Source organism: Pedobacter nototheniae (assembly GCF_032678625.1).
In the GTDB taxonomy this organism is placed as follows: domain Bacteria; phylum Bacteroidota; class Bacteroidia; order Sphingobacteriales; family Sphingobacteriaceae; genus Pedobacter; species Pedobacter nototheniae_A.
In genome coordinates, this window is the sequence record NZ_JAVTSO010000004.1 from 396,857 (window position 1) to 418,160 (window position 21,304).

Annotated in this window: 20 protein-coding genes and 1 tRNA gene; 8 read left to right on the forward strand and 13 right to left on the reverse strand. The window is 37.2% G+C overall.

All coding sequences use genetic code 11. The annotated features are described in order from the left end of the window. Window positions 1–15: 15 nt before the first annotated feature. The 3 genes from R2Q77_RS14400 to R2Q77_RS14410 all read left to right on the forward strand — a co-directional run bounded on the left by R2Q77_RS14400 (window position 16) and on the right by R2Q77_RS14410 (window position 5,537). A complete protein-coding gene (locus R2Q77_RS14400; protein ID WP_316804426.1) occupies window positions 16–3,300 on the forward strand; it encodes an efflux RND transporter permease subunit in 3,285 nt (1,094 codons plus the stop codon). A gap of 13 nt (window positions 3,301–3,313) precedes the next feature. Continuing rightward, a complete protein-coding gene (locus R2Q77_RS14405; protein WP_316804427.1) occupies window positions 3,314–4,414 on the forward strand; it encodes an efflux RND transporter periplasmic adaptor subunit in 1,101 nt (366 codons plus the stop codon). Window positions 4,415–4,598: 184 nt separating this feature from the next. Next, on the forward strand, window positions 4,599–5,537 hold the full coding sequence (locus R2Q77_RS14410; RefSeq protein WP_316804428.1) for a helix-turn-helix domain-containing protein: 939 nt from the start codon (window positions 4,599–4,601) through the stop codon (window positions 5,535–5,537). Window positions 5,538–5,751: 214 nt separating this feature from the next. On the opposite strand, the gene R2Q77_RS14415 is transcribed toward R2Q77_RS14410, so the two are convergent. From R2Q77_RS14415 to R2Q77_RS14430, 4 genes are all read right to left on the reverse strand, one after another. Then, a complete protein-coding gene (locus tag R2Q77_RS14415) occupies window positions 5,752–7,491 on the reverse strand; it encodes a hypothetical protein (protein WP_316804429.1) in 1,740 nt (579 codons plus the stop codon). Further along, window positions 7,491–8,450: a FecR family protein gene (locus R2Q77_RS14420; protein WP_316804430.1), complete on the reverse strand. Its 960-nt coding sequence runs from the start codon at window positions 8,448–8,450 to the stop codon at window positions 7,491–7,493. The genes R2Q77_RS14415 and R2Q77_RS14420 overlap by 1 nt, the downstream gene beginning before the upstream one ends. A 6-nt stretch (window positions 8,451–8,456) precedes the next feature. Further along, the gene (locus R2Q77_RS14425) at window positions 8,457–9,059 is read right to left on the reverse strand and encodes an RNA polymerase sigma-70 factor (protein WP_316804431.1); all 603 of its coding nucleotides are present in this window, start codon (window positions 9,057–9,059) and stop codon (window positions 8,457–8,459) included. A gap of 105 nt (window positions 9,060–9,164) precedes the next feature. Next, entirely contained in the window at window positions 9,165–10,253 is a 1,089-nt protein-coding gene (locus R2Q77_RS14430; protein WP_316804432.1) for a hypothetical protein, read from the reverse strand. 213 nt (window positions 10,254–10,466) lie between these two features. Here R2Q77_RS14430 and R2Q77_RS14435 point away from each other — a divergent pair, with 213 nt between their 5' ends. Then, window positions 10,467–11,318: a dienelactone hydrolase family protein gene (locus tag R2Q77_RS14435; protein ID WP_316804433.1), complete on the forward strand. Its 852-nt coding sequence runs from the start codon at window positions 10,467–10,469 to the stop codon at window positions 11,316–11,318. On the opposite strand, the gene R2Q77_RS14440 is transcribed toward R2Q77_RS14435, so the two are convergent. From R2Q77_RS14440 to R2Q77_RS14470, 7 genes are all read right to left on the reverse strand, one after another. Beyond that, a complete protein-coding gene (locus tag R2Q77_RS14440; RefSeq protein WP_316804434.1) occupies window positions 11,315–12,337 on the reverse strand; it encodes an oxidoreductase in 1,023 nt (340 codons plus the stop codon). The genes R2Q77_RS14435 and R2Q77_RS14440 overlap by 4 nt on opposite strands. 10 nt (window positions 12,338–12,347) lie before the next feature. After that, window positions 12,348–12,779, reverse strand: coding sequence for a DUF2147 domain-containing protein (locus R2Q77_RS14445; protein WP_316804435.1), 432 nt, complete (start codon window positions 12,777–12,779; stop codon window positions 12,348–12,350). Window positions 12,780–12,886: 107 nt separating this feature from the next. Then, window positions 12,887–14,212: an alpha-L-fucosidase gene (locus R2Q77_RS14450; protein WP_316804436.1), complete on the reverse strand. Its 1,326-nt coding sequence runs from the start codon at window positions 14,210–14,212 to the stop codon at window positions 12,887–12,889. A gap of 221 nt (window positions 14,213–14,433) precedes the next feature. Further along, window positions 14,434–14,820, reverse strand: a complete 387-nt coding sequence (locus tag R2Q77_RS14455; protein ID WP_316804437.1) for a DoxX family protein — start codon at window positions 14,818–14,820, stop codon at window positions 14,434–14,436. A gap of 76 nt (window positions 14,821–14,896) precedes the next feature. Then, window positions 14,897–15,322 (reverse strand): VOC family protein, encoded by a 426-nt coding sequence (locus tag R2Q77_RS14460; RefSeq protein ID WP_316804438.1) that lies wholly within the window; start codon window positions 15,320–15,322, stop codon window positions 14,897–14,899. Window positions 15,323–15,373: 51 nt separating this feature from the next. Beyond that, entirely contained in the window at window positions 15,374–15,895 is a 522-nt protein-coding gene (locus R2Q77_RS14465) for a DinB family protein (protein WP_316804439.1), read from the reverse strand. A 13-nt stretch (window positions 15,896–15,908) separates the two neighbouring features. After that, a complete protein-coding gene (locus R2Q77_RS14470; protein ID WP_316804440.1) occupies window positions 15,909–16,403 on the reverse strand; it encodes a DinB family protein in 495 nt (164 codons plus the stop codon). Window positions 16,404–16,533: 130 nt separating this feature from the next. On the opposite strand from R2Q77_RS14470, the gene R2Q77_RS14475 reads away from it, so the two are divergent. Next, window positions 16,534–17,493, forward strand: a complete 960-nt coding sequence (locus R2Q77_RS14475) for a GlxA family transcriptional regulator (RefSeq protein ID WP_316804441.1) — start codon at window positions 16,534–16,536, stop codon at window positions 17,491–17,493. A gap of 659 nt (window positions 17,494–18,152) precedes the next feature. Here R2Q77_RS14475 and R2Q77_RS14480 read toward each other — a convergent pair. After that, window positions 18,153–18,240: transfer RNA gene (locus tag R2Q77_RS14480), tRNA-Ser, on the reverse strand. Window positions 18,241–18,555: 315 nt separating this feature from the next. Here R2Q77_RS14480 and R2Q77_RS14485 point away from each other — a divergent pair. Continuing rightward, on the forward strand, window positions 18,556–18,801 hold the full coding sequence (locus R2Q77_RS14485) for a redox-active disulfide protein 2 (protein WP_316804442.1): 246 nt from the start codon (window positions 18,556–18,558) through the stop codon (window positions 18,799–18,801). Between the two features lie 7 nt (window positions 18,802–18,808). Here R2Q77_RS14485 and R2Q77_RS14490 read toward each other — a convergent pair whose 3' ends face one another. Continuing rightward, window positions 18,809–19,675, reverse strand: a complete 867-nt coding sequence (locus R2Q77_RS14490; RefSeq protein ID WP_316804443.1) for a LysR family transcriptional regulator — start codon at window positions 19,673–19,675, stop codon at window positions 18,809–18,811. A 72-nt stretch (window positions 19,676–19,747) separates the two neighbouring features. Between R2Q77_RS14490 and R2Q77_RS14495 the strand changes: the two genes are divergently transcribed. After that, window positions 19,748–20,293 carry a GNAT family N-acetyltransferase gene (locus R2Q77_RS14495; protein ID WP_316804444.1) on the forward strand — a complete coding sequence of 182 codons (546 nt, stop codon included), beginning with the start codon at window positions 19,748–19,750 and terminating at the stop codon, window positions 20,291–20,293. Next, complete coding sequence (locus R2Q77_RS14500; RefSeq protein ID WP_316804445.1) at window positions 20,293–21,195, forward strand: DMT family transporter; 903 nt, start codon at window positions 20,293–20,295, stop codon at window positions 21,193–21,195. The genes R2Q77_RS14495 and R2Q77_RS14500 overlap by 1 nt, the downstream gene beginning before the upstream one ends. The last annotated feature ends 109 nt before the right edge of the window (window positions 21,196–21,304 follow it).

Here is a 21,304-nt window from a genome sequence, read left to right on the forward strand (position 1 = left end):
TCAGGCTACCTATAAATGAACTTAATACGTTTCGCACTTCGCAAACCCATTTCCATCTTAGTTTTAGTTGCAGGGTTATTCTTTTTCGGAATTGGGGCAATCAACCAGATAAAAGTTGATATTCTTCCTCAAATGAATTTGCCTGTAATTTACATAGCACACCCATTTGGAGGTTATACTCCAAGCCAAATGGAAGCTTATTTTGGCAAACAATATGTTAATATTTTACTATTCGCCAACGGTATAAAGAGCATAGAAACCAAGAATACGCAGGGGTTAATGCTTATGAAGTTAACCTATTATGAAGGTACAAATATGGCACAGGCTGCCTCAGAGTTGAGTGCGCTTTCAAACAGGGCACAGGCTATTTTTCCACCCGGCTCACAACCACCATTTATCATTCGTTTTGATGCTTCATCTCTCCCGATTGGTCAGTTGGTATTAAGCAGTCCCATTAGAACCAATAACGAATTGCAAGACATGGCCAATACCTATGTCCGCTCCTCTTTTACGGCTATTCCGGGTTTACTTGCTCCAGCCCCATTTGGGGGGAGTCCTCGTACAATCGAAATTAATGTAGATCCCACCCTGTTAAGGTCTCATAACCTCACGGTAGACCAGGTGGTGGAAGCCATTCGGTTAAACAATCAAACTGCACCTTCGGGAAATGTTAGAATTGGCGATAAAAATTACATCACACCAACCAATTATACCATTAAAAAAATCAAGGATTTTGAATCTATTCCTTTATTTAAAGGTGCTGTACAAAACTTACAGCTTCGTGATGTGGCAACGGTTAAAGATGGAGCAGATTTAACAGCAGGCTATGCATTAATTAATGGCAAACGTTCTGTTTATTTAAGTATTGCAAAATCAGGTGATGCTTCTACCTGGGATGTGGTAAAAAACCTCAAAGCTAATCTTCCAAACATTCAAAATACCTTACCCGAAGATGTTAAGTTATCTTATGAGTTTGACCAGTCGGTTTATGTTATTAATGCGGTAAAAAGTTTAATCAGCGAGGGGGCCATTGGTGCTATTTTAACGGGTTTAATGGTGCTGTTGTTTTTGGGTGATAAACGGGCGGCCTTAATTGTAATCTTAACCATACCAACTTCTATTATTGCAGGTGTTTTATTTTTAAAGCTTTTCGGCCAAACCATAAACATCATGTCGTTAAGCGGTTTAGCACTTGCCATTGGTATTTTGGTTGATGAATCTACTGTTACAATAGAAAACATTCACCAGCATTTTGATATGGGTAAACCAAAGGCACTTGCCATATGGGATGCCTGTAAGGAAATTGCCTTTCCAAAATTACTGATCTTATTCTGTATTCTGGCCGTATTTGCGCCCGCATTTACCATGACAGGAATTCCAGGAGCTTTATTTTTGCCCTTGGCCCTGGCCATTGGTTTTTCCATGATTGTTTCCTTCTTCCTCTCACAAACTTTTGTACCGATCATGGCAAATTGGTTAATGGTGGCTCATCCAAAGAAGGGCACCAAACACCATCCGGGAATTACGCAGGACGAGGCTGATTTTGCCGCAACGGGAATCGCTATTGAAACCGAACAGGATACACTGAACCAAAAGAAAATATTGGTTGAGCGCGAAGACTTCAGTGGTGATGGAAAGATTTCGTTTTTTGATAAATTCAGGAATCGTTTTATGCGTTTCTTAGATCGGATTTTACCTTACCGAAAACCTGTAGTTTTACTTTACCTGGTGGTAATTATTGGTTGTGCTGCTTTATTGCTTGCCAATATTGGAAGAGATGTATTACCAAAGGTAAATTCAAGCCAGTTTCAGCTTCGCCTTAGGGCACCTGATGGAACCCGTTTGGAACGCACAGAAGAAAAAGCAAATAAAGTACTCGCCGAACTTAAAAATATGGTTGGTGCTGATCATTTAGCCATATCTTCAGTATACGTTGGCCAGCATCCGGCATTATTCTCGGTTAACCCCATCTATTTATTCATGGGCGGCCCGCATGAGGCTGTTTTCCAGGTGAGTTTAAAAGATTACCATGTGGACATGGATGAGTTTAAAGATAAGTTCAGGGCCAGGATTAAAGAATTAATGCCTGAAGTAAAACTTTCTTTTGAACCTATAGAATTAACAGAAAAAGTATTAAGCCAGGGCTCGCCTACCCCGGTTGAAGTGAGGATTACCGGGAAAAACAAAAAGCAGAATGAACAGTATGCCAATAAAATACTATCAGAGCTTAAGGAAATACCATATATGCGCGATGTTCAAATTGCACAACCTATTAAATATCCTTCATTAAATATTAATATAGATCGAACACGGGCAGCACAACTTGGGGTTGACATGAACGATATTGCGAAATCGCTTGTGGCTTCTACCTCGTCATCCCGTTACACCGATAAAAATGTTTGGCTGGATGAAAAAATAGGCCTTACTTATAACGTACAGGTACAGGTTCCTTTAAACCAGATGAACAGCAAAGAAGATATTGGCGAAATCCCTGTTCTCAGAAATACAGCTCGCCCGGTATTAAGCGATGTAGCCACCATTGAGCCTGACACGACCTATGGAGAAAACGATAATCTTGGAGCTACTCCATATTTATCAGTAACGGCAAACCTTTACCATACCGATTTGGGTACAGCGACTAAAGATGTAAGCAAAGCCATTAAAAAGGTTGGCGAATTGCCGAGGGGCTTAATTATTACTCCAATTGGTTTAAGTAAGGTTTTAACAGAAACACTGGGTAGTTTGCAATCGGGTTTACTTGTGGCTATTGTTGTAATATTTTTAATGCTTTCAGCAAACTTTCAGTCCTTTAAAGTACCATTGGTTATTTTAGCAACAGTACCTGCGGTTGTTTTAGGTTCGCTCCTATTGCTTACCCTCACAGGTTCTACCTTAAACCTTCAATCGTACATGGGCATAATTATGTCTGTTGGAGTTTCAATTGCCAATGCGGTATTGTTAATTACCAATGCCGAGCATTTACGAAAGCATAATGGCAATGCTTTAGAATCGGCCAGAGAGGCTGCTGCTTTAAGGCTGCGCCCGATTATAATGACCAGTGTGGCCATGGTTATGGGAATGTTGCCCATGGCTATTGGACATGGTGAGGGTGGCGACCAGGTTTCTCCATTGGGAAGAGCCGTAATTGGCGGATTAATTGCATCAACCTTTGCGGTGTTAATTATTCTTCCATTGGTTTTTGCATGGGTGCAGGGAAAAGTTTCAACTGATTCCATTTCTCTTGATCCGGAAGACAAAGAAAGTACACATTACATTAAAGGTTTAGAAGAAAACGAATAAACGATCATTACAAATGAAAACAAACATATTTTCAAGCACATTATTGGGCACAGGTTTAGTGGTGTTAACGGCAATGTATGGCTGTGGCAGTGCTGAAACCAAAGCTGAACCGGCAAAAGAAAAGAAAGCCACCATTTCTACATTCGATTTAAAAAAGGATAAACTTTCTACTTCATTAAACCTGCCCGGCGAATTAATTGCCTTGCAACAGGTTGATTTGTATGCCAAGGTTAGCAGCTTTGTTAAATCACTTAAAGTCGACATTGGCTCTAACGTAACCCAGGGACAATTATTAATGACTTTAGAAGCCCCTGAAATGACTTCTCAACTCGCAGCGGCACAATCTAAATTAAAATCACAGGAAGCCATTTACACCGCAAGCAAAGCCAATTACAACCGCCTGTACGAAACCAGCAAAACACCCGGAACTATTTCAACCAACGATTTAGATCAGGCTACAGCCAGAAAAAATTCTGATCTTGCGCAGTTTGAAGCCGCAAAAGCATCTTACAAGGAGGTGGCAACTATTCAAAATTATTTAGAAATAAGGGCTCCTTTTAATGGAATTATCTCGGCAAGAAATGTAAACTTAGGCGCTTATGTAGGGCCTTCGGGTAAAGGCTCTGAATTGCCGTTATTTACTTTACAAGATCAGCGTAATTTACGTTTGGCTGTTTCTATTCCTGAAATCTATACGGGATATTTAAAGAGCGGAGATGAAGTAACATTTACCGTTAAATCTTTACCAAATCAGGTTTTTAAAGCAAAGGTTAAGCGCATGTCGGGTGCATTAGACCTTCGTTTACGTTCGGAACGCGTAGAAATGGATGTGCCAAATTTGAACAAAACCTTATTACCGGGCATGGTTACAGAAATAAATATTCCATTGCCAGCCAATGCAAGTACTTTTATCGTATCTAAAAAAGCGTTATTAGATACCAGTGAAGGTTTGTTTGTGTTAAAAGTAGTAAATAACAAAGTAGAAAAAGTTGCCATTAAAAAAGGCAGGGGAACGGAAGATAAAGTTGAAATTTTTGGCAACCTTAACGAAGGCGATAAATTAGTTACAGAACCTACCGAAGAAATGCATGATGGAATGGCGATTAAATCTTAATTTTATACATTTGGATAGATATAGCACCTTTAGGCATAAGAAAGTATCGCCCTGAATTTTGTTCCAGATCTTTATAGCAAGTTAGATGTTGAAATAAATTCGGCAGGAAACCGCCTTTGGTGAAACGCTTTATTAGAATTAGAACCATAATTAATTATAGCCACCTATTATTAACAGCAAGACTATGTTAACCAAGCATCAGGAATTGTATACCGTAAACAAGAGCGAATCTTTAGAAGATTTTTATAACCGGTTAAAAATTAACCGTCCTGAAATGGTTATACCCAGTTTAAATATGGTTAACGATATGGGGCATTTTAATGTATTTAAGCGGTCTACTTATTGCTCACTTACCCCATCGCCTTATAACCGCAGGGATTTTTACAAAATTTCACTGATTATCGGTTCTGGCATTTTGCATTATCCTGATAAAAGTATTGAGGTAAATGGCCGCGCACTGTTGTTTACCAATCCAAACATTCCGTATGCGTGGGAAGGTACTTCGGAAAAACAAGCTGGCTATTTTTGTTTATTTACAGATAATTTTATTCATAACCGCAACGAAAGCCTGAGGGAATCTCTATTATACCGCATTAACGATTACCCGATTATTGAAATTAATGATGAGCAGGAAAAGTGTTTAAGTGCTCTTTTTTCTAAAATGATGCAGGAAATGGATGGAGAGTACGTGCATAAATATGATTTATTGCGGAATTATGTACAGCTGGTTGCGCACGAAGCATTAAAAATCCTGCCTTCGGGCAATGCCTCAAAACCAAGTACTGCTGCCGTACGCCTAACCTCTTTATTTATAGAGTTGTTGGAAAGACAGTTCCCCATTGGTTCTACAGACCATACTTTGGAGCTGAAAACAGCACACGATTTTGCCTGTAAACTTTCAGTACATGTAAACCACTTAAACCATGCCGTAAAGGAAGTTACAGGCAAAACAACTTCTGAACATATATCGAAACGTATTGCCACTGAAGCGATTGCTTTATTAAAACATACCGAATGGAACATTGCCCAGATTGCTTATTGCCTGGGCTTTGAGTATCCAGCCAATTTCAATATCTTTTTTAAGAAACAGATGCAATGCACACCAAGATTTTTTAGAAAATAGTTGAGAATTGACAATAAATTGCCACAGCAATACGGAAGAAGTCACAAGTACTGCTGTAACATTTAACTTTTCAATAACCATGCTGCTGAAAGTTAACTAAACCCGGTTGAAGCGGCAGCCCCGCCTTTTTTTGGCGGGCTATAGCAGAAAACGGGTGCATCATTAAAAAAAGCTACGGGTTTTGCTTTTCTAAATTTGATTAGAAGTTCTTTCTTTATAATGAAAATGTAATCCCTGCATTCCAACCCAGCCAGCCTTGCGCACCATTATCAAAATTATGATGCTTACCTGGCGCAATTTCTTGCTTATAATTTTTACCAGCGCCACCCATTGGCATATTGCTTTTATAATACGAATAAGCCGGACCTGCAAAAAGAGCCCATTCTTTTAAAATATTTGCCTGGAAATGGGCCTGGAATCTATACAGATTATTAACATAATCAGAACTACCTACATATAAAGATTGTATGGTGCCCTCAACCGCTACAGAATACCTTTTATTTAAAACAAAATCGTGGCCCAGGCCAAAACCAAAGCTGATAACCTTAGCTGTATCAGAAAAATTCTTCCCTGCAATAAACAAGCTATACAAATTGGCATTACCCGTTTTAAAAGAGATATTGGTATTCGTTACCTCATTGGTGTATATGTTGATTTTCTTATAGCCGTTATTGAATAAATTAATTAAGCCAATACTTACCCCTGATGAGGAATCGGCCAGATTAACAATCCCCAGTTGAAAGCCATCCATTTTTTTAGCATAATTAACCAAGCCTGCCATTTGAGCTCCTCTTAAACGCCCGGAGTTGGTGTTAACAGCGCCCGAAACCTGAAAGCCGCTTGTATTTTTGCTTACATTAACTAAACCCGCCAACTGTACACCTTTAAGATCTTTTCCTGCCACATTGCCTACTCCGGCTACCTGTACCCCCCTAACTTTGCCTTTTACACGATTGTATATTCCTCCGGTATGCACACCATCCATATTGATGTTCACATCGTTGTATACACCTGCAAGCTGAACACCTTTTACCGACCCGCCAACAACATTAAATAAGCCAGCCATTTGAAACTTCTTAATATCACCTTTATTTAAATTAAAGGCTCCTGCTAATTCTATCCCGTCTGTTCCGGCCGTGTAGCCGCCCAATAAGTTTAAAGAAACTTTATTAACCACGCTTGAACTCATGCTACCATGCGAGCTTAATCCAGGCGTAAATGAAGCCTGAAAAGGAGTTTGCGCTAAGAAGGTAGGAATATTTAAATTCTGGACCCGTTGCTTTGACGAGAGCAAAAACTTCCATAAGCCCCGTCCGCCAAAAGTATTCGAAAAAAATGCGCCTCTTTCTTTATCCGGATCGTCGTATGTTCCGGGCTTAATATTTACATCAGCTAAAAAAATCAATGCAGTATCCCGGTAGGTTTCTTTACTGGCTGTTAAAATTACGCTGCTATGCAATCCTCTAAACCTCAATGAGAAATGGCCGTCGTTATCGGTTAACGCCGACTGCAATAATCTTTTTTCGTAAACACTGGCTTGTTTAACCCTGTTTCCGGTTTTGGTATCTACCACATAACCGCTTATGGCATACTGGCTATCGTTACTGGATATATTATCGGCTTCAATCGTTAAGTGGTTTACGGCATAACGGAGTATGATGTATTCGTCGCTTTCTTTATAATCTATTTTCCCATCAAAAATTTTATCCAGCACCTCTCGTACCGGGGTGTTTTTCACGCTAATATTAACCAGACTATCTTGATGAAATAATGTCCCGTTATAGGAGAAATAAAATCCACCGGCCTTACTTAACATTTGCAAAATATTACTTACACGTTCCTGTTTTACTGTAACAGACACCAGCTTTGATAAATTTTGACGGTAAACCACAGGATTCTGTGCTGCACAAAAACCACAAATCAAAAACAATAAAAAAAATACTTTAAACCTCATTACTCTTTATAAGACAGCAAAATATCATTGCCCTGGTGCGATTTCTTTAAGTTTAAAGTTTGGCAAATAACGTTAAGTATATGATCTAACGATTCCATTTTAAAAACAGTGGTAATGCTCAAATCCTTTGCTTTATCATCCAGAATTATATGAACGCCATAAGCTTCGTTAAGTGTATTAACCAGTTTATATAGCGGCATATTATTGGCTACAAATAAATTAGTGCGATAGTATTTATAGAGTTCGTCGCTGCTTTGCTCCTTAATTAACTTTGACGTTTTGCCATTGATTAAAATCCGTTCGCCTTTGTACAGCTTAATTTCTGCCTGGCCGAAACCAACTTTCACAATTCCGCTTTCAACAATAATTTCAGTTTCATCTTTAAGGTGCTTAATGTTAAATGAAGTACCCACAACCATTACCGAAACCTCTTTAATTGTAATTGTAAAGGGATGGCTTTTATCTTTCGCTACATCAAAAAACACATCACCACTATCCATCATCAAATCGCGGTTGTTTTTAAAGTTACCCGCATAACTTATTTTAGAATGCTTATTTAAAGTAAGTGTTGATCCATCCGGTAGTTTTTCGGTTGCAATTTTATTAGTTGTACTAAGCATCGTGTAATAACCAGGACCAAATAAATTATAAATAGTCCATGCACCGATGGCAATAACCAAAACCGCAGCAATTTTTAACCAGCCAAACTTTGCCTTTAAGGGTTTTACAATGGCTTGTTCAGTGTTTAAAGTTTCTGTTTTAGCTTTAAACTTGGTCCAGGCTAATTCCTCATCAACTTTACTTTCGTTGTGCAACGTTTTACTCAACTGCCAAATGGTTTCCAGCTGGGTAAAATATTTTCTATTCTCATCAGAAGCATTAAGCCATGCCCTGACATCCATATTTTCTTCCTCAGTAGATTCTTTTAGAAGAAATTTCATCAATAAATCATCCATCATATCCTTCTAATTAAAAAAATCTTTATAATACCAAATGCCTAACACCAACAAAACCATGAAATCTGCAAGCTTAAATCTTAAAATTTTCAGGGCTTTACCCATCTGATTTTCAACTGTTTTTATAGATAAACCCAGTTGCTCTGCAATTTCACGATACTTTAACTCTTCAAACCTACTCATCTGAAATATCGTTCTGCATTGTTCAGGCAAATCATTTAAAGCCTGTTTTAACTTTTGTTGCAGTTCCGTTAATTCAACTTTTAATGATGCGGGTTCATGTTCTGTATTCATGGTGTGTATGGTAAATTCCTGATATTTAAATTTGGTTTTTTCCTGCCTGATGTAATTCAGACAATCATTGTACACACACCTGTAGAGGTATGCTTTTACCGACTGAATTTTAAGGCTTTCTCTTTTTTCCCAAAATTTCAAAAACATACCCTGTACAATTTCTTCGGCTATATCTTCATCTTTTAAAATTACCTGCGCATAAACATGCAGGGCCTTATAATGAGTTTTGAAGAGCTGTTCAAATGCTGCATCATCATAATACTGATGTGTAATTCCGGAAGCTGTTGCTGTTAATACCACTGGCTTAATTGAATTCAAATATATGTGTTATTTATTTTGCGATAAATGTGTGTCGTTAAAATTTATTGAAATTATTTTATCCACTGAGCGCTCTAAATGCTCTTGAATATAATTTCATTGGCTTTAAAAACTGATGGCTACACCTCCGGTATAACCCAAAAACAGGGCATTAAGGGTATTGTCTTTTCTATCCCAGCTTTTAAAATAATGTTTCTGCAAGGATTTACCCTCATCTGTATTGGTTGAAACAAAATTGACAGAAGGACCGGCAAATATTTCCAGGTACGGACCAATTCTGTAAGCGGGCATAAGCTGAAATGACGATTTGAAATAGTTTCCACGTTTAAAGTTTTGAAGAGAACTTGCGGTAAGCTCCGCATTAAGCCTGAATTTTTCTGATTGAAAAAAATGTGCCCCTAAACCTGCTTCAAAAGCATAAACTTCATCTTTATTTTTAAAATTGTAACCTGCGCCAATAATCCCGTATAACACTTTACCTCCCGACCTGAAAGTGACCATCGTTGTTAAATTCTGATTGGTACTTACAGCGATGCTTTTTTCACCATTTTTAACAATATTTATAATTCCAATTGGGTAATCGCTGCTATCGGCTATATTAATAAAACCTGCAAGCTGAACACCTTTTACCTTTTTGGCAACGTTAATAAAACCGGCAATTTGAGATCCTTTTACGTTTTCAGCCTTGTTCATAAAACCAGCCAGCTGTAAACCTGAAACATTCTTCGATGTCCAATTCATAAAGCCGGCCACCTGCGGTTCGCTTTCTTTTTTGGAAATATTTGCAAAACCTGCAACAGATAGACCCTTGCCACCTCCGTAGGTATTGATAAAACCTGCCAATTGTGCGCCCTCTGCCCTGCCACCAATGTGGTTAGAAAATCCTGCAAGCCTCAGGCCATTTGCATCTTTTCGGATAACATTAGAAAGGCCTGCCAATGAAAATCCTTTCTCTGCTGCAGATACGCCAACCAATGCATTTATAGATAACATATTGGTATCTTTCGCCGCATGTGTACCATTTGTGCTAACAGGATAGGCCAATCCAATATTTACGCTTCCTTTTTTATTATCCTGGGCAAAGGTATTTAAGCTTGTGCTTAAAATTAAGGCCAGACTTAGTATGGTATGTATGCTGCGAAGGTCGTTTAACTTGGTCAGAACATATTTAATGGGTGTAAAAGTTGTATTCATTTCTATCTTATTTTAAAGTGAGACACGGGAATTAGAATTTACCCCTACGTGAAAAGAAAAATAATTTAGTGGATAATTATTGCATGCTAAGGATGAAGTTGGGTAAAGCTTTAATTAAAAAAATGCTAAGAGATAGATTGTAATTTTTAAGAAACTTTTGTTTACTTATTCTTTTAGTTGGGTATATTGCTTTTAAAAGCTAAACCGGAATTTATGGATCAGAGAATCATCAACCTGTACGATGAGTATACACATGGTAAATCAGACAGAAAAGATTTTATAAAAAAATTATCCATTCTTGCCGGCAGTACAGCTTTGGCACTAACCATTTTACCACTTTTAGAAAACAATTATGCAGCTGCAGCTACTTTTGAAGATGCATCAATTGAAGTTGAAAACATTACTTATAAAGGATTTGATGGTGAAATAAAGGCTGTTTTAGCAAAACCAAAGGGCAAAAAAAACTTGGGTTGTGTTTTGGTTATCCACGAAAACAGAGGTTTAAATCCACATATTATTGAGGTAACTAAACGTGTTGCTGCTCAAGGTTTTATTGCCCTTGGGGTAGATGCACTTTCGCCTTTTGGCGGTACACCTGCTGATGAAGACAAAGGAAGGGAATTGATTGGAAAATTGGATCCGGAGAAAAATCTTCAAAATTATTTAAAGGGACTGGATTATTTGCGCAGCCGGAAAGATGGAAATGGCAAAACCGGTTGTGTAGGTTTTTGCTGGGGCGGTGGCATGGCAAATAAACTCGCTGTTAATGATCCCGAATTAAATGCAGCCGTTGCTTATTATGGCGCACAGGCAAATGCTGCTGATGTTCCAAAAATAAAAGCCAGCATTATGTTGCATTATGGTGGTTTAGATGAGCGGATAAATGCGGGCATACCTGTATATGAGGCAGCCCTTAAAGAAAATAAAATAGATTACCAGTTGTTTATATATGAAGGTGTTAATCATGCGTTTAATAATAACACATCACCTACCAGGTATAATGAAGCAGCAGCTAAGCTTGCCTGGAAAAGAACGATAGATTTATTTAAAGCAAAATTAACTTAGTTTTCTTTTAGTTCCAGCTGATAAACAAATCCTTTATTTCCGGCTAAAATAATGGTATTCCCTTTTTTAGCTTTTTGAACAGAATTAAAGCTGATGTCGGAAATATGCTTCCAATTTTGGCCACCATCTATTGATAAATCCGTTCCTGAAGTTCCGGTTGCCACTAAAGTTTTTGCTGTAATATAAGCCACACCAGAACGGTAGCCCAAAACAGGTGTAAGCGGCTTAACCCAGGTTTTGCCACCATCGGCTGTAAGCACAACATTATTGCTGTTTTCTTTATCTTTAACGTAGTTCCCACCTACTGCAACTCCATTTTTAACATCGTAAAAATCAATAGAAAAAGGACCTGTACTATTTTCACCCTGCCAAATTGGGCATTTAAAAACCTGCCAGTTGTTGCCATAATCACCAGAAAAATAAATATTGGAAACCTTACCACCCGTTGCCACCCAAACCTTACCGCCCGGTAAAGTTTTAATAGTGGTTCCACTTGCAGCAAAGCCAGCTTCGCCGTCAGCCAGTGTAAATTTTAAATTTGCCGATACATCAGTCCAACTTTTACCCGCATCAATGGTTTTAAGCAATTGCATTTTATTTTTAATCGGATCGCCAAAAATTATGGCTTTCTTTTTATCCCAAAAGCCCAATCCATCTAAAAAAATTGCCGTATCTATATTCTTATACGTTTCCATCCAGGTTTTTCCACCATCAATGGTTTTTAAAATATATGCCGGGGCACCGGCATTTACAACAACAGCCTGCAAATCATCAAATGCTTCAATATCCCTGAAATCCAATTGCTCATAGCCTTTTGGTTTTATCCATTCCCAGCTTGCACCACCATTGGTCGTTTTTCCAATGGTTCCATTACTCCCGCTTACCCAGCTAACCTGATCGGAAACTACACTTAACCCCCTGATACTGGTTTTAGTATTCTCCGTTAATGGTTTTAAAGTATAGGTTTGCGCGGCGCAAAAAAAAGGTGCCATAATAAGGCACCATAATATTTTCTTCATCTTAAAGATTTTATTTTACTCTTCTAAATGTTTCCGAACGCCCTAAAAGGGAGATGCCTACATAACCCCTCACATTTAAAACATCAGTACTTTTTAAAGTCATGTTGCAGCTGTATGTTTTTCCACTTTTAGGATCATAAATTGTTCCGTCAGTCCATTTACCATCATCATAAACAAAGTTTTTTAAAATTTCTAAGCCCAATAACGGTCTACTCTGCAAACTTGCTTCCGGATTTTTAGCATCGGCTTTTGGTTTTCCATTTAAATTTGGTTCTTTTAGCCAGGCTAATTTACCGAAGTACTTATCGCCTTTTTTGTAGATTTCTATTTGTCCTTCTCCTGATGGATTTAGCCATTTACCAACAATAGCGTCTTTATTTTGCGCCACTGCATTATAAGCCAAAGCAACAAAAAGAAGCATTAAAAACGGGATTTTTCTCATAACTGAATCTATTTAGTATTTTTAAATATAACGATTAGAACAGTAACGCGAAAAAATAATTAAAGTTTTAGCTTGTCAGCTATATTTTAAAGACCAGGTACATATTATTATTTTGCAATTTCCAGCACCACCACATTGTCTGGTTCACTGGCATTATAATTTGCTGATATTGTAACTGTACCATTTTTTAACTGGGTTTTAACAGCAAGTCCGTCTTTTAATAAATAGGCTTTTGTAATTTTTTTTGACGGAAAGTTTGGCAGTGATATTTCTTTTTCGCCATTAAATACATGAACATATAATTTATTCCCCTTTTTAGTTGTACAGCCCCATGCCTGTGGCTTTAAATATCCAGCTTCGGTTGCATAAATACTTTCTCCATAAGTTTTTAACCAGTTGCCCATATAGGCAAGCCTGTCTTTAAATTCCTGCTGGATATCTCCATTAGGCATCGGGCCAATATTAAGCAGTAAATTGGTTCCTAAACCTGCGGCTTTAGCTAAATAATGCACCAGTTCTGCCGGAGTTTTACAAGTGGTATCACTCAGGTTAAAGCCCCACGATCCATTTATGGTTTCACACGTTTCTACAGGCACCAAATTTGAAGCTTGCTGAAAACTCAGACCTGATTTATTTTCGCCTGGTAAATCTCTTTCAAACATTTGAAAATCTTCGCCTGGTAGCGGACTTAAATGGTGGTTGTTCCCTATAAGGCATTGTGGTTGTAATTTATGAATCAAACCATAAATTTCATCATATTTCCAATCAATACGGGATGAACGATCTGCCTGCCCTTCGGGTGCGGTTTGATCCCAGTGTCCATCAAACCAAATTGCACCTATTTCGCCATAATTTGTTAACAGTTCAGTTAACTGGTTTTTCATAAACTGAAGATAACTGGCATAATCGCCCTTTCCTTTTCTACCGCTAAACTGTCCTGTACGCCCAGTTTCGTGTGGATAATCTTCTCTTCTCCAATCCAATAAAGAATAATATAAATTAAGCTTGATTCCCTGTTTATGGCATTCATCGGCCATCATTTTCACGATGTCTTTTTTATAGGGTGTATTCATAATATTGAAATCAGAATACTTTGTATCCCACATGCTAAAACCATCATGGTGGCGGGTAATCAAAGTGATGTATTTCATTCCTGCATTTTTGGCCATACTTACCCATTTTGCAGCATCAAAATCTATAGGGTTGAAAAAATCCTCAAGCAATGTGTAGTTCTTTACCGTCAGTTTACGATCATTCATCACCCATTCTCCACTACCGGGAATGCTAAATGGGCCCCAGTGAATAAACAGGCCAAAGCGTTCATCGTTAAATGTTTTTCTTGCCTCCAGATTACTTGCAGTTGGTGTATAATTTTGCGCGAGCAATTGAAAGCCGGCTAAAAAGAGTAAAGTGCTTAAGAAAAGTTTTTTCATATAGAATAGGTTGTTGCTTAGGAAAATGTTTAGGTTATTCAATTTTAAAGTTAGCCTAAATTGATCGACATTTTTTTCAACCTGATTGGCAAATCTTTAAGCCTTATTGTTATCATTTGGTATAACTTAAATATTGGCCAGCAAAAAAGGGCAAAGAAATTCCTGCCTGAAACCCGCAAGGAGAACAGGACGAAAAATTTAGATGGAATTTGAACTGTAAATTATTCTATTCTTTTTGCCTGAAACAAACCTGCATAATTTTTACGATAGGCATAGGCCAAAAACAAATGTGCAATCAGAATTATGATCGCCACTGGTGCTTCTTTAGGAGATAAATAAATGTGGTAAAGTAAAATATTAATGCTGATTGGAAACAGAATAACCAATGCCAAAGCCGTATAACGGCCAGCGAGTAGTGATAAGGCACAGATCATTTCTGTAACCTTTATTAATGGCATTAAATAAATGGATACAGTTACGCCCACCATAAAAGTTTTAACATCGCCTGTTAATACAGGTTGAGGCGCTAATTTAAATAGAACGGCAGCAGATGAAAAAAGAAACAAAGCGCCTAATAAAACTCTTACAATAATAACAGCTATTTTCATAGAAAATTTGGTTTTAGTTGTTTAAATTTAATAAAAAAACAGGGTAAAAAACACCCTGTTCAAAAAATTAATTACTCTATTTCCCTTCTTTAAAATCGTAATTTACCATCCACTGAATGCCAAATTTATCTGTAAGCATGCCAAATAGTGCACCCCAAAACATTTTATCTAAAGGCATCGTTGCAGTTCCACCGGCAGATAATCCATTAAATAATGCCTGTGCTTCTTCTTCACTGGCTGCATCTATAGATATAGAAATGCCCGTGCCATAGGTTGCAGCTGGCATAGGTGCAGTTACATCTGTACCCATTAAAACATTGCCGCCAACGGGCAATGCAACATGCATGATTTTATCCTGGTCTCCTGCAGGCATCCCATCACATGCCGGGGTATCCTTATAACGTTGCAAAATAATAAATTCGCCTCCAAATACTGATTTATAAAAATTGAAGGCTTCTTCGGTATTACCGTTAAAATTTAAATAAGTGTTTAATGTTGCCATGTTGTTGTTTTTTATGCCTTTTAGGCGGTTTAATAATTTGGGTTTGTTGTTTTAGTTATCAATAAGTTTACGGTAGATATTAGCCAATTGGCGGTTGTGGCGCCTGGTATGGTAAGCTACAAAGTAAACGGCTTCTAAACGGGTTAAATAGCCATAACCAGGCAATTGCCATTCTGTAATTGTTTTAGTTAAATCTAATTGATCCACTGCGTTGGCAATATCGAGCCTGATTTGGTTTAATTTTTTAATTAAAGCTTCTCTATTATAATCTTTTACCGGCGGAATTACAAAAGACGGGGCTTCCATCCGAATATCGAAATTTTCGAAATCTTCTTTAATTTTTGCCACAGCTAAGTCTACCGGCCGATTTGTTTCTTCCACTGGCCCTTTTAACAGCGCCGTAAAGCCTCCATTTGCCATAATCATGTGCTCAGCCAACTGCCCGGCCGTCCAGCTGCCCTCAAAAGGAACTACATTAACCTGCTGTTGATCGAAATCTGCAAACAAAGTTTGTAATGTGCTTAAAGCATCATCAACTTCTTTATACACTTTTTCCATAAGTACATTTTCCATCTTATAGTTTACCTTACATATAATTCATGCCTTTATAACCTAAAAGCCTGCGCCAAAGTGCAATTTGTCCAATACAATTCGCTTCCCTGTAGGTATTAAAAACAATCATATCAAATAATTTTATTTCCATACCCGGCATTACAAAAGGTTCATCAATTTTTTCGTCTGTTGCTTCAGTTAATGCTTTTTGCAATAAAGGCGATACAGCTGCCCAATCTTTTTTAAAGGCATCGAGTGTTGGATAAATTACTCCGTCCTGTATACCCTGATTTTCAGTAAAAAGAGCGCCCGTTAAGCTGGTTAATTCAATGCCCAATGATTTGGCGAGCTGGAATCTTCCGGCCACTATGCTTCCGGTAATCCACCCAATGTGGTTGGCTTGGGTATCCAGTCTCTGTTTCGCATCCTCATCATTTAATCCATCCAAAGCCTTGATTAAAAAATCTGTATGCATTTCATAAAGTACAATAATGCTATACAAGCGGTTACTAACTGGTTTATTTTCCATGGTTTTTGTTATTGTTTTAGCTTATTTAAAGTTAGAATCTTTAATGCGAAAAGGCAGTTGCATTTGAAGTCAATTTTAAGGGGCATTTAAGACATTTTTTTATATTTTTACTTAAATAAAGTCTAACCTTATGATTCGTACCGGTATTCTATTACCTAAACAATACAGACTGTTGAGCGTTGCCGCCATATTGGATGTTTTTGAAACTGTAAATAAATTTTATTTAAACGATGGCTTAGCAGAACCTTTTGATTTGCTTTTAATCAGCCAGAATGATAAACAGGTAAATTTCAGTACACACCAGTGCAAATCAATACATGCTGTACCAGAACTTGATCTTATACTTATTCCATCGTTTTCGAGCGAAGATGTGAAAGTTGCGGTTGGAGAAAATACAGCCTTCATTCCGTGGTTACATTTACAATATCAGCAAGGCGTAGAAATTGCGACCTTTTGCACAGGCGCATTTCTTTTAGCTGCATCGGGCTTGCTAAATGGTAAGGTGGCAACTACCCATGTTGATGCCTGCCCTGCTTTTTCAATGGCTTTTCCACTGGTTCATTTAAAACCAGATAAAACCGTAACCCAGGATGGCAAATTATACACCAGTGGCGGGGCTACTTCTTCTTTCCACTTATTACTCCATCTGTTGCAAATTCACTGCAATAAGGATATTGCTGTTAAAATGGCTAAAATTTTCGCCATTGATATGGACCGGGTCAATCAATCCTATTTTAGCACTTTTCAGCCTATTCGTCACCATAACGATAATATTGTAGCTTCAGCACAGGAAAAAATCGAAAGCAATTATCAGGATATTGCTACTATTGAAGAAATGATTAAAGATATTCCATCAAGCCGAAGAAATATTGTACGCCGCTTTAAACAGGTTATTGGAATTACTCCAATAGAGTATTTGCAGCAAACCCGAATAGAGGCAGCTAAAAAACTGCTTGAACAAACTGCGCAGCAAATGACTGAAGTGATTTATAATTCAGGTTATAATGATCCTAAAGCTTTTAGAAAAATTTTCAGAAAATCTGTTGGTATGACGCCTTCAGAATATAGAGATAAGTTTCAGGTTAGGTAAAATCCTTTACGGCATTGTTAAAAAGTGCGGCAGGTATCCACCTTACCGCAACTTAATCATTAAACTAATTATCAAACCTTAAGATTGATCGATTAAAGAAAATGTTGCATACCAATAAACGCTGAGCGCTATCAGGGTAGATGTGGATATTAAAACAATGGGAAGATTATGATTTATACTGTTAATTAATACAAAGCATATTAATTAATACTTCAATAAAGGTATTATTTTATACTTTAAAATCAATGTTTTTAATAAAAAATAATTTCATAAACCTATACCTTCAAAAAAACTAATTAAACAAATTAAAGCATCTTCGATTTTAAAATAATTATTATTTAATCAAAATCCGGGTTAGAATCTTTTTCGTAAATAAATCAAAATCTAAATTGATTACCTATGAAATTGATTAAAAGGACGTTGTCTCTGCATGAGTTAGATTCAATAAAATGTGGCGAAAGAATTTTAGATGAAAACGGTAGGTCGGGTATAGTTGAAGAAATTGAAGTACTAAGGTATAAAGGAGAAACTCAGTACTACTACCGATTAAAAAAGAACATAACCATTTTAATCATTGTTTAATAGATAGTTCAAATTCAGCTCATTGCTTACGAATCAATATAAAATAAAAAAGCGTAGAATTTAATAAATTCTACGCTTGGCGGAAAGCGAGGGATTCGAACCCCCGGACCTGTTACAGTCAACAGTTTTCAAGACTGCCGCATTCGACCACTCTGCCAGCTTTCCGCTGCAAAAATACAAACACAGATCACTTCCACAAACTTTATCTGTACTTTCTGCCACTTATATCTGTAAGCACAAGATAACCAGCTACAAATTTTTCATTCAAAAATTTTTTCAAGCCTGAAAAGCGCGCTTTTTGGTCTTTAATTGAAGAGGTTGCTTACCAGCTTGCTTTTGAGCATCCTCAATCTTTTAATAAAATTTTTAAACAGAAAACCTGCTAAATAAATAGTTAAATCAGCTGATTAAAAAAAAATTGGTATTTTAACGGCGAATAACAACTAAAAATCATCCCGCCCTTTAATTTTAAATAGAATAATGATCAACGATAAGATAGCTGAAATCAGTAATGAAGAACTGATTAAAACTGAAAGAAAAATTAAAGGACTTACCTTGGTTTTTACAGGAGTTTTAATTGTTTTGTTTACCGTAAATATATTATTAACTGTAAAAAAGGGCTTCAGTGCTATAATTGTTATACCAATAGCTTTACTGCCTATTTTGGTGATTAATATTAACAGCTGGAGTAAGCTGAAAAAAGAAATAAAACGTAGAAATTTATAACATCTTTCTAATATTCGAGTATAAGATCCAAGATGTTGGAAAGTACGGGATTATGATCATCGGCTCTCCAATTGATAAACAAATCGGTTTTAAGTGGTAAAGGAATAAATCGTATACCGGGACTTTGGTGATGAACATAAGAATCAGGCAAAATGGCTATTCCCAAACCTTTTCTTACGAGTGCAATAATTGTAGATCCAAATTCTGAGTGAAGAAATACATCAGGAACAAAATCATAGTCCTTGAAAAAGGCCTGAATAATATCACTGTAACTACTTCCTCCATCCTTGGTTGGCAGGATAAATTTTTCCTGCTTCAGGCTTTCAGAAGATAGATCAGCAACATCCTTAAAAGCATGTTCTTCCGGAACCACTAAAGCTAAGTTATCAGCATACAGTTTTCTTGCTTTTATCCCGGGCTCACTATTGATATCCCTGGTAATTGCAAGATCGATCTTATAATTCTTTAAAAATTCTGACTGATTTTCATACAAAACCTGCACCAGCTTAATTTGAAGTTGCGGAAATGGCTGGGTAATCTTATCCAGAATATCCGGCATAATTGAAGCTGATATAGAATCAGGATGCGCTATGGTTATTGTTCCACGTTCGCCCAGGTGGATTTGTTTAGCAAACTGATGGATATAATCCAATTCACTCAACTCTACTTCCCACTTCTCTTTTAAAAATTTACCGGCTTGTGTAAGTTTAACATTTCTTTTATTGCGCTCAAAAAGCTGCAAACCCAACTCGTTTTCAAGTGACTGGATTTGACGGGTAAGCGCAGACTGTGTGATATTCACTTTTTCTGCTGTTTTCCAGTAATGAAGTTGTTGAGATAAAGCTAAAAAGTACTTGATTCGCTGAAGATCCATTAATGCAATTTATGCATTAATAAATGAAAAAATAGCATTTTATAACATTTATAGACTTATTACTTTCGCCCTATGGAAACCATTACAATAGAAAGAGCAAGACTTGAGGATATAAGTAAGTTACAGGAAATCGGAAGAACAACATTTAGCGAAACTTTTGCGAATGAAGAAAATGAGGAAAACATGCAAAATTATCTTGAGCAAAGTTTTTCAATAGATAAATTAACAGGTGAGCTTAAGAACAAAGATTCTCAAATTTATTTTGCCAAAATTAGGGCACGGGTAATTGGTTATCTTAAAATAAACATTGGTGAGGCGCAAACTGAAAAGTTGGATGATGGTGCATTTGAAATCGAACGGATTTATGTTCTGAAGGAATTTCAGGGCCAAAAAATTGGTCAGATGTTGTATCAAAAAGCCATTGAACTTGCTAATGATATAAAAGCGTCTTATTTATGGCTTGGCGTATGGGAAGAAAACCACAAAGCCAAAAAGTTTTATGAAAAAAATGGTCTTATTGCATTTGATAAACACGCATTTTGGCTGGGCAACGATGAGCAGACAGACCTGATGATGAAAAAGGTATTGATTAACGATCGTGTTTTAAAAACATCTTAATGGAAAAGAAGAACATTTTTATGGCTCTTTTGATACTCGGTACTGCTTTCTGGGGGATTTCTTTTTCTGTAACCAAACTCGCTATCGGAGAGAATCAATACGCGTTGTTTTTGTTCTATCGTTTTTTACTGGCCACAGTGGTTTTATCAGTTGTTTTTTGGAAACATGTTAAAAAGCTCAATTTAAGCACCATTAAAACAGGCGCCAGTTTGGCCCTCCCACTGTTGCTGGGCATTTATTTACAAACACTGGGCCTTACTTACACTTCTGCATCGCAATGTTCGTTTGTGGCTGGAATTACCGTTGTCATTATTCCGGTTTTAAAGCTAACCCTTTACCGTAAATCTGCTTCTTTAAAAATATGGATTGCCGCCTTTACCGCATTAATCGGTTTGTTTGTAATATCCATTAACAAAAATTTTAGTGTTGGTGTTGGCGACATTTACACCATTACCGGTGCTTTTTGCTTTGCGTTATATTTAATTCAGATTGAGAAAACATCGGCCTCCAGAAATATTATCCCTACAATAGTACCGATGTTTGCAACCTGTGCCCTAATAACTTTTTTGTTAAGCCTTTGCCATGGAAAAACTATATGGATTCCGCAACAAACTACTTTCTGGATTGGCATTGTTTTTTGTGCACTATTTTCAACTGCTTACATGTACACCATTTCCAACATCTCGCAGAAATACATCAGTGCCGAAAGGGTATCCATTATCTATCTTTTTGAGCCGGTTTTTGGAGCAATAGCCGCGCACTTTATTTTAGGAGAGCAAATAACATCCCGGTTGTTGGTTGGCGGTGGATTGATATTTATGGCCACTCTTGTATCAGAGCTTAAATGGCGAATGCCCAACGCCATTTCAATGCTTAGCATTTCTAAAGGAAAAAAGCATTAAACTCCTTCTGCAAAAAGAACGCGCAGAATTGATTTATCACCCATTTATAAGATGGCTTAAAAACTTGTTCTGACATATCTGTGAACGATGTTTTTCGCGATTCCATTAT

Bases quoted from the DNA above. Each gene is read 5' to 3' on its own strand.
- R2Q77_RS14495 (WP_316804444.1), top strand. From the start codon at position 19,748: ATGGAAACCATTACAATAGAAAGAGCAAGACTTGAGGATATAAGTAAG.
- R2Q77_RS14435 (WP_316804433.1), top strand. From the start codon at position 10,467: ATGGATCAGAGAATCATCAACCTGTACGATGAGTATACACATGGTAAA.
- R2Q77_RS14470 (WP_316804440.1), bottom strand. From the start codon at position 16,403: ATGGAAAATAAACCAGTTAGTAACCGCTTGTATAGCATTATTGTACTT.
- R2Q77_RS14455 (WP_316804437.1), bottom strand. From the start codon at position 14,820: ATGAAAATAGCTGTTATTATTGTAAGAGTTTTATTAGGCGCTTTGTTT.
- R2Q77_RS14490 (WP_316804443.1), bottom strand. From the start codon at position 19,675: ATGGATCTTCAGCGAATCAAGTACTTTTTAGCTTTATCTCAACAACTT.
- R2Q77_RS14400 (WP_316804426.1), top strand. From the start codon at position 16: ATGAACTTAATACGTTTCGCACTTCGCAAACCCATTTCCATCTTAGTT.
- R2Q77_RS14410 (WP_316804428.1), top strand. From the start codon at position 4,599: ATGTTAACCAAGCATCAGGAATTGTATACCGTAAACAAGAGCGAATCT.
- R2Q77_RS14500 (WP_316804445.1), top strand. From the start codon at position 20,293: ATGGAAAAGAAGAACATTTTTATGGCTCTTTTGATACTCGGTACTGCT.
- R2Q77_RS14440 (WP_316804434.1), bottom strand. From the start codon at position 12,337: ATGAAGAAAATATTATGGTGCCTTATTATGGCACCTTTTTTTTGCGCC.
- R2Q77_RS14415 (WP_316804429.1), bottom strand. From the start codon at position 7,491: ATGAGGTTTAAAGTATTTTTTTTATTGTTTTTGATTTGTGGTTTTTGT.
- R2Q77_RS14465 (WP_316804439.1), bottom strand. From the start codon at position 15,895: ATGGAAAATGTACTTATGGAAAAAGTGTATAAAGAAGTTGATGATGCT.
- R2Q77_RS14450 (WP_316804436.1), bottom strand. From the start codon at position 14,212: ATGAAAAAACTTTTCTTAAGCACTTTACTCTTTTTAGCCGGCTTTCAA.
- R2Q77_RS14445 (WP_316804435.1), bottom strand. From the start codon at position 12,779: ATGAGAAAAATCCCGTTTTTAATGCTTCTTTTTGTTGCTTTGGCTTAT.
- R2Q77_RS14405 (WP_316804427.1), top strand. From the start codon at position 3,314: ATGAAAACAAACATATTTTCAAGCACATTATTGGGCACAGGTTTAGTG.
- R2Q77_RS14475 (WP_316804441.1), top strand. From the start codon at position 16,534: ATGATTCGTACCGGTATTCTATTACCTAAACAATACAGACTGTTGAGC.
- R2Q77_RS14485 (WP_316804442.1), top strand. From the start codon at position 18,556: ATGATCAACGATAAGATAGCTGAAATCAGTAATGAAGAACTGATTAAA.
- R2Q77_RS14430 (WP_316804432.1), bottom strand. From the start codon at position 10,253: ATGAATACAACTTTTACACCCATTAAATATGTTCTGACCAAGTTAAAC.
- R2Q77_RS14460 (WP_316804438.1), bottom strand. From the start codon at position 15,322: ATGGCAACATTAAACACTTATTTAAATTTTAACGGTAATACCGAAGAA.
- R2Q77_RS14420 (WP_316804430.1), bottom strand. From the start codon at position 8,450: ATGATGGATGATTTATTGATGAAATTTCTTCTAAAAGAATCTACTGAG.